Genomic DNA, 6,367 nt, shown 5'->3' with positions numbered 1-6,367 from the left:
GGCTACCAGCACATATTTAGTAAATAAAGTTACTTCTTACTTAGATTTTATTTTTGCGATCGCTTGTTTTTTACTGGATCTGACAAAACCGCATTGCTCCCGATCCGATCGCCTTCTCGTAATAAATTCCCGCCCCTGGTAATCTCTACTTTGTCGGGACTGGGCGGATTAATCAACTGCTGCAATACGGTATTGAGGTTACGAGTCCCAAGCAAACCCCGCGACATGGGGCAAAGCACTTGCACATCAGTAGCTCGATTGTAACCCAGGCGGGGAATCAAGTCTGTAATGATTTCGGATATTGCTTTAAGACCATGTTTCGGGTGATGACCGCCGCCATGCCACAGACACTCAGACACGGGATTATCGGAAATCGGTTCAATTGTGGGAAACTGGCTTCGGTTAATTTGGTGAGCAGCGGTGATAATTGCGCTCTGTTGGGCTTGCCTAAATACCTTGGTCAAGCGCACCACCGGAACGTGACCAGAATTAATCAAGTCAGCAAGGAATTGACCAGGACCCACAGAGGGTAACTGGTCAATGTCACCCACTAGCAGTAGTTGGGAACCGCATTGTATAGCCTTTAGCAAAGAAGATGCCAGAAACAAATCAAGCATACTAGCTTCTAGCGCGACAATTGCGGTATGGGGTAAAGGGTTTTGATTATCGCGTAAGAAGCCCATTGTCTTTGGGTCAAATTCCAACAAGCAGTGTATCGTCTTGGCTTCGAGTTGTGTGATTTCACTCAGGCGTTGAGCAGCGCGTCCAGTTGGCGCAGCTAAGGCGATAGATTTGCCCATTGCTTTCCACAGAGAGACTATGGTCTGGGTGGTGAAAGTTTTACCGCAACCGGGGCCACCAGTAAGAATCATTACCCTTGAATATGCAGCCATTTCTACCGCTAGCCGTTGCTGTGGTGAAAGTTTGATTTTACGACTCTTGGTGAAGTGCTCAATCCAGGCGCGAACACGAGGCATATCTTGTGCAACTGGTTGGCAAAATCTAGATTGTATTAATTGAGCAAGGTTCTGTTCGGTGTGAAAGTACGTTGGTAGATAACATAGCAGCGTTTGGTCTTCGCTTTTCTCGCGGATTAAGTCATCCTTGAGTGCCATGTCTTTGATAATATCAGCGAGGGCATCTTCTTCGGGTGTGTGATCTGCTGTAGTCAGCAGTTTGATCACATTCTCAATGAGTTTTGGCTGGGGTAAATAGCAATGCCCATCAGCAGCAGCTTCGTTCAAAACATGAATTAAACCAGCACGGTAACGGAACTGACTATCAGGCGCAACTCCTAAATTAAAGGCAATTTTATCAGTTCTCAGAAAACCAATACCGTAGATGTGAGCAGCTAACTGGTAGGGATTGCTGGTGAGAGTAGCGAGTGCTTCATCCAAGTAATGCCTGTAAATTTTGACTGCATAAGTAGTAGAAATGCCATGACTGTGGAGAAATAGCATTAAATAGATGTAAGAGATGTAAGAAAATAAAATAAAAATAAGTTGATAGCTAAATAAAGATATTTTGAATTGAAGCAGGGACTTGATATTTGGGTTATGCCATCGGCGACGGCGACCCGGACGCGAACAATCCCACAAACTATCGAGTTTGCCCCAGTACCAGCGATGAATTGTGTCGCGTACAGTCTGTGGATGCCATTTTAAATATTGTGCGATCTTTACCACTGTCCATCCTGCTGCTGATAAGCGTAGTACAGTGGCACGACTTTGAGTTCTTGGTGGTATACCTTTTGCTTGAGTGAGTGCTAGTAGGGCTTGATCTTCTATTGGTGACAGGTCAACTTTTAAAGGCGCTGGCATCTTGGTCAGGGGTAAAAATATTTACGACTAAAAGAGATTATCCCAACTTGATGTGCCATTTTACTTTATCGAATTCTATTTACGAACGCCAAGATGCTCCCTAATGGGCGAAGGAACTTTAGGTGATTGCGAGTTAGTTTATGTATGATGTCGTAAATTACACAGTTAAAAATACAACTTTAACATGGAATGAAGTTCCTGTGCTGTATCATGATACTTATCTAGGTAAAAAAAATAAGTTGATGGTAGGTTTATTTAGCCTATTTACCTAGATGAGTATAATGCAGAGAGTTTTAATGCATAGCGTTGTCTAGAGTAGTTATAATTACGTAAATCAAAGTGTTTTAGATTACAAAGATACAGTAATACAGAGGGCATAAGGGAAGGCACAGACATCGTTTGGGATGGTGGTCTGCAAATTCCCGCTCCTTTTAACACCCTGGATTTTGGCTCATATAAAGGATTAGTTTTTGAGAATAATAATTAAGTTTTTGCCGACCAATGGTCGGCAAATTGCGATGCCGATCAACCAACAAGGGCGGGACAAGAAATCGTACTACAATGATTCATCATTCAAAGTGCATACTCCTAGAATGCAACCGTTAACTGAAGAAAGTTTAGCCAAGAGACTTGGTGTAAGTGAAGAAAGTGTACGCAAGGAGCGAATTAATCTTCCGCCACCGCTTTTTGTAGCATGGTGTAAGGGCAAAGATAGAGCGGGATTAGGGTGGGAATTTAACGAAAATACGGGATTTTATCAGCCAGCAAGTTAGTATTTTGATTAATTTCAACTTGTCGCAGGGGATGTGCGCTCTGCTGTTGCCAATTTTAATTTTTTAAAATCTGATTATTTCACAACCTTCAAGCAATTCGTCATAAACAGTTAGTTGTTGTGTTTTTAAGTGATTTGGTAGTGAATCATCATCAAAGGTCAATGTAACAATATGAGTATTTTTGAGACTAAGAGATGATTTGCTGATATCGGTTATTGCCGCACTCATACCGTTTCGAGTACCGATTAGATACTTCACCGATTGCCCGATCTTTAACTGTGTTGCTGGAATAGCCATAAATGTTAGTTAAAAGTGTAAGTTAAGCAGTAGTCTAGTTGGATGCGACGGCTCAAGCGCCCAGGTGAGCGCCTAATCGTTTCTACTTAAATCAAATCCAAGTCCCAGGTATAAAAACCGATCTGCTCAGGAACCCTAGTGAATCGCCCTGTGCGATGACCCCGTGATAACTCATTCAATACCTTGTTTTTCACTTCTCTAATCTCAGCCGCAGTGAGTTCGCCATAGATTCCGTTGGTAATTTCTGAAACGCTGAAAACTTTACCCGAATTATTTTCTAGAAAAGTTGTTAGTGCATCAATTAAAAACTGACCCTGAAATTCTTCGAGCATTGGTATGTCTTTGGGCTGGGGCGGCAAAACTTGTCTCTTATTTTTGCCTTTGACTCTGGTGGACGAATTTTTCGTTTCCGGTTTGGGTAGCAAAGTTAAAGAGAGAGTATAACATCCCGGTTCTCCAGGGACACTGAACCATTTGTTAGTTTCCTTACCATGAGTGAGGGATGATTGAACTCTGCCTTTGATGACCTTGAAGGCATCCGGCTCTAACTCCCCATAGAGCATTTTGACAATAAAATCAATGTGAACAATTGTGCCAATGTGTTCTGCCAACACCTGTTCAATAGCTTCCAGGCGAGACAGGGATTTGAAAATAGGCAGCATGACCGTCTCGGTTCCATCTTGCAGTCGCTGTTGAGTTGATGTTTCTATAGGTGGCTCTAGGAGTGCTGAAGTATCTGTAGCTGCATCAGATTCTTCACCTGACCAAGCTTGTATAAGTGTGAATATGTTTTGTTGAGTGGACTCTTGAAATTGTGTTGCGACTGTTGATGTATTCTGTGAATCGTCTAATAAAAGATGGGTAATAGGTTCAACATTTTCATGAACAAATTTCTCACTCAGGAATAAGAAGTTTTTTCCTTTTTCAGAGGTGAATTCTTCATTATCATTATCCACCTCCTCAGTCAAAGACCAGTTAGATAATAGAGCTTCTACATGAGTGAGATTTGCTTTGGCTAGGGAATATAATTTTTCGTACTCTTCTACAAGAGGTGCGTAGTAATCTCGCAATGCTAATAATGACTCGATTGCTTTTTGGGGAGGCTCTAAAAGAAAGGGGCTATTCATCAAGTTTGAAATTAACTAAACTTTGCGACACTCGTATAGTTATGAAACAACATCGAGTGAATTGGAAAGGAATTGACAGTTTCACACCTATTGTAAAGTATTTGAGTAAGTTGAAGCTTCGCTTTGTTTTTCATATTGTCAAAGCGATTCATGCTATAGACTTCTTGGCATTTGTGGGGAAAGGGGAAGGTGGGGCCTGGGGATGAGGAGCGGGTGTAAAGGAGAAAGGATGGAATTTTCCCTTTCCCTTGCCTTTAACTAATAATAAAACCCTCACTTTCTTAGGAGGGTTGTAGTAGAGCTACAAGTGAGAATTGGCAATTAGTTAGAGGTTCTGCACTGAGCAATAATTTCCATAGCTCTTCTTTGATGTTCAGGGATGGAGTTGAGGGCAGATATAAGTAATTCCCGCAGAATCTCAGACTGATTTCTTCCAACCACCTGTGAATAGAGCTTTAAATCACTCACATATTTTGGTTCTACGCGAAGTGTAACACTGGCAGAATTATGTTTATTTGACTTGGAACGCATAATTTGACTCCCCTTCTAATATGCTTTTACAAGTATGGGTGTAATCGCATAACCTGAGAATAAAGTAATATTGTAATAATATCATAAAAACATTATAGAAGTTAGAATATTTAGCTTAAAAATCGATAAATCAGCATAATATGTCAAAAGTAAGAGACAAGTTATCTATGAAGAATTCCAAAAAGAAAAAAGCTTCTCTACCAGTTTATCTAGATGAGTTTGAACGTAAAAGATTAGAGAAAATCGCCTCTGATTGGGGTACAAGTCTATCAACCACAATCAAAAGGCTGATTAGAGAGAGAGAAATTAATTATTGAGTAAGCTCATCAATGAATAACTGAATAAAGTAGGACGATAATCTTTGAATTCTGTCTTACATTCTGTGAAAAAAGTTCACAAAAAAGCTTGTTAAGTTTGTCTCAAGCTTTATTTGATGTGATAGTATGATGCAGTTACTAACAGTAGAAAGAAAATAAATATGGTGAGTATTTATCTCAAACAAATTCTGCTTTAGTGTTGCAACTTGGCACTGCTATTTTTTGGCAATCGTTAATATTAAGTAGCGATAGCGATTGTAGATGCATAATGTCAAAAGTTATTTGATTCTGACAAATGTATTCTTCCCTTAAGTTTCGAGGTAACACAATTAGACTTATCTGACTATTTATGAGAAACAAAGGAGCGATTGTTTTGGTAAGTAATACAAAGGAACGTGGTTCACGCCAAAGAGCTAAAACTAAGAATCAGGTGATTGCCAAGCTGATTGGCAAGGTAGGTTTGAAATACCAATATCAGATATATGCGGTTGGTACAACTTTGATTGTTGCGAGTCAAACAAGACCAGCAGAAGCATTTGGTTTGTTTAACCCAGCACAAATAGCAATGACGTGTATGTTTGGTGGAGCATCGGCTCAAGGAAATGCACTAATAAATGGCTTACCAGGAGTGATAAACGCAGCGATAACAGTGATGTTATTCATTTATTTCGTGTCATCAGGAGTGAAGGTCGCCAATGCATTAGGTGACGGGCAAGAAGTAACGCAAATGGTTCAGCAACCAGTAGGGATATTCTTTATAACTCTAGTGTTATTTATTGCTCAAAACATTCTGTTTGCGAATGTTACAGCAGCTTGCAACTAAAAGACAACAACTTCTGGAAGCGTCGAGCAGAAAGGGGTGCCAATTTCTGCTCATTTGTTTAATTTTAATAACTAATGATGAGTCATAGAGAAATCAAACAAGTCAATCAATCGTTAGGAAAGAGCGCACCGATTGGAATCTTTACAGGATTTCAGTTTGCTGTAGTGATTCCATTATTCGGTCTAGGTTTCTTTTTAGCTTTTGCATTGGGATTAAATCTAGCTTGGAGTATATTGATAGGTTGCTGGTTAAGTGCAACAGCATTAGCTTTATCAGGGAAAAAACCTCATTTATTTTGGTCAAAGATTTATCCAATTGTGCCTGTATGGTCGAGAGGGTATACGAGATACTTAACACCACAACAAAAACAAAGGATTGGAGCGAAGAAAATTTATAGTCCGTGGAAATGATGAAGATTAGTTATTCTCAAACCAACACGAAAGTAAGTCCATTTGAGGACTGGCTAGATTTGACAACTTTTGTAAAACTCAAAAGGGGTGGTTATAGTATTGGTGCTTACTTGCTGAGTAAAAAACTTCTCAGCGACACGAATAATACATTACAACTAGTATTTGGATGGGAGCAATGCGGTTTTGTCAGATCCAGTAAAAAACAAGCGATCGCAAAAATAAAATCTAAGTAAGAAGTAACTTTATTTACTAAATATGTGCTGGTAGCC

At 39.9% G+C, this 6,367-nt stretch carries 9 protein-coding genes; 5 read left to right on the top strand and 4 right to left on the bottom strand.

All coding sequences use genetic code 11. The features are described from left to right. Positions 1-47: 47 nt before the first annotated feature. Complete coding sequence (locus H6G86_RS37405; RefSeq protein ID WP_242065177.1) at positions 48-1,820, bottom strand: AAA family ATPase; 1,773 nt, start codon at positions 1,818-1,820, stop codon at positions 48-50. Between the two features lie 470 nt (positions 1,821-2,290). On the opposite strand from H6G86_RS37405, the gene H6G86_RS37400 reads away from it, so the two are divergent. Next, positions 2,291-2,593, top strand: coding sequence for a hypothetical protein (locus tag H6G86_RS37400; RefSeq protein WP_242065176.1), 303 nt, complete (start codon positions 2,291-2,293; stop codon positions 2,591-2,593). Between the two features lie 63 nt (positions 2,594-2,656). On the opposite strand, the gene H6G86_RS37395 is transcribed toward H6G86_RS37400, so the two are convergent. From H6G86_RS37395 to H6G86_RS37385, 3 genes are all read right to left on the bottom strand, one after another. Beyond that, positions 2,657-2,890 (bottom strand): hypothetical protein, encoded by a 234-nt coding sequence (locus H6G86_RS37395; protein ID WP_199338580.1) that lies wholly within the window; start codon positions 2,888-2,890, stop codon positions 2,657-2,659. An 86-nt stretch (positions 2,891-2,976) separates the two neighbouring features. Beyond that, complete coding sequence (locus H6G86_RS37390) at positions 2,977-4,017, bottom strand: hypothetical protein (RefSeq protein WP_190938609.1); 1,041 nt, start codon at positions 4,015-4,017, stop codon at positions 2,977-2,979. Positions 4,018-4,338: 321 nt separating this feature from the next. After that, positions 4,339-4,548 carry a hypothetical protein gene (locus H6G86_RS37385; protein ID WP_147262545.1) on the bottom strand — a complete coding sequence of 70 codons (210 nt, stop codon included), beginning with the start codon at positions 4,546-4,548 and terminating at the stop codon, positions 4,339-4,341. A 167-nt stretch (positions 4,549-4,715) separates the two neighbouring features. Between H6G86_RS37385 and H6G86_RS37380 the strand changes: the two genes are divergently transcribed. From H6G86_RS37380 to H6G86_RS37365, 4 genes are all read left to right on the top strand, one after another. After that, on the top strand, positions 4,716-4,865 hold the full coding sequence (locus H6G86_RS37380; protein ID WP_179075796.1) for a ribbon-helix-helix protein, CopG family: 150 nt from the start codon (positions 4,716-4,718) through the stop codon (positions 4,863-4,865). A gap of 373 nt (positions 4,866-5,238) precedes the next feature. After that, complete coding sequence (locus H6G86_RS37375; protein ID WP_190938610.1) at positions 5,239-5,688, top strand: hypothetical protein; 450 nt, start codon at positions 5,239-5,241, stop codon at positions 5,686-5,688. 74 nt (positions 5,689-5,762) lie between these two features. Then, a complete protein-coding gene (locus H6G86_RS37370) occupies positions 5,763-6,098 on the top strand; it encodes a hypothetical protein (RefSeq protein ID WP_190938608.1) in 336 nt (111 codons plus the stop codon). Next, positions 6,095-6,331, top strand: a complete 237-nt coding sequence (locus H6G86_RS37365) for a hypothetical protein (protein ID WP_190938607.1) — start codon at positions 6,095-6,097, stop codon at positions 6,329-6,331. The genes H6G86_RS37370 and H6G86_RS37365 overlap by 4 nt, the downstream gene beginning before the upstream one ends. Positions 6,332-6,367: the final 36 nt, after the last annotated feature.

Source organism: Nostoc sp. FACHB-133 (assembly GCF_014698055.1).
In the GTDB taxonomy this organism is placed as follows: domain Bacteria; phylum Cyanobacteriota; class Cyanobacteriia; order Cyanobacteriales; family Nostocaceae; genus Nostoc.
Note: the sequence above shows the minus strand (reverse complement) of the source record. Positions and strands in the feature narration are given on the sequence as shown.

What these genes read in the sequence shown, in the direction of transcription:
- H6G86_RS37365 (WP_190938607.1), top strand. Translation starts at nt 6,095, where the DNA reads ATGATGAAGATTAGTTATTCTCAAACCAACACGAAAGTAAGTCCATTT.
- H6G86_RS37380 (WP_179075796.1), top strand. Translation starts at nt 4,716, where the DNA reads ATGAAGAATTCCAAAAAGAAAAAAGCTTCTCTACCAGTTTATCTAGAT.
- H6G86_RS37370 (WP_190938608.1), top strand. Translation starts at nt 5,763, where the DNA reads ATGATGAGTCATAGAGAAATCAAACAAGTCAATCAATCGTTAGGAAAG.
- H6G86_RS37390 (WP_190938609.1), bottom strand. Translation starts at nt 4,017, where the DNA reads ATGAATAGCCCCTTTCTTTTAGAGCCTCCCCAAAAAGCAATCGAGTCA.
- H6G86_RS37385 (WP_147262545.1), bottom strand. Translation starts at nt 4,548, where the DNA reads ATGCGTTCCAAGTCAAATAAACATAATTCTGCCAGTGTTACACTTCGC.
- H6G86_RS37405 (WP_242065177.1), bottom strand. Translation starts at nt 1,820, where the DNA reads ATGCCAGCGCCTTTAAAAGTTGACCTGTCACCAATAGAAGATCAAGCC.
- H6G86_RS37395 (WP_199338580.1), bottom strand. Translation starts at nt 2,890, where the DNA reads ATGGCTATTCCAGCAACACAGTTAAAGATCGGGCAATCGGTGAAGTAT.